Origin of the sequence: Priestia sp. SIMBA_032 (genome assembly GCF_046535215.1) — a bacterium.
Classification (GTDB): Bacteria; Bacillota; Bacilli; order Bacillales; family Bacillaceae_H; genus Priestia; species Priestia aryabhattai.
The window spans coordinates 1-247 of record NZ_JAWRXD010001289.1 but is presented as its reverse complement, the minus strand read 5'-3'; the positions used below and the strand labels follow the sequence as shown (position 1 = coordinate 247).

Annotated in this window: 1 pseudogene; it reads left to right on the top strand. The window is 34.0% G+C overall.

Features of this window, described 5'->3' with window-relative positions:
* Positions 1-163: 163 nt before the first annotated feature.
* Positions 164-247, top strand: a pseudogene (locus SB717_RS38485) (transporter); the annotation flags it as partial.

Genomic DNA, 247 nt, shown 5'->3' with positions numbered 1-247 from the left:
ATGTATGGCATAAAGAAAGTTCGTTACATGAAGAAGAGACTAGGTGTATGTGAGTGAGTTTTATCAATCATAATGTTATCTCAAGCAGCGATGAGATGTATGTATAGTATTAAAAAAACTAGGGGAATGATGGGAAAGAAAGTATAAGAGGGAGGAATTAATTTTGAAAAAGAAAATGATGACGGTATTCGCTATTGGAGTAATGAGTTTAATTATATTAGGGGGTGCCTCTCCTTCTGAAACATCA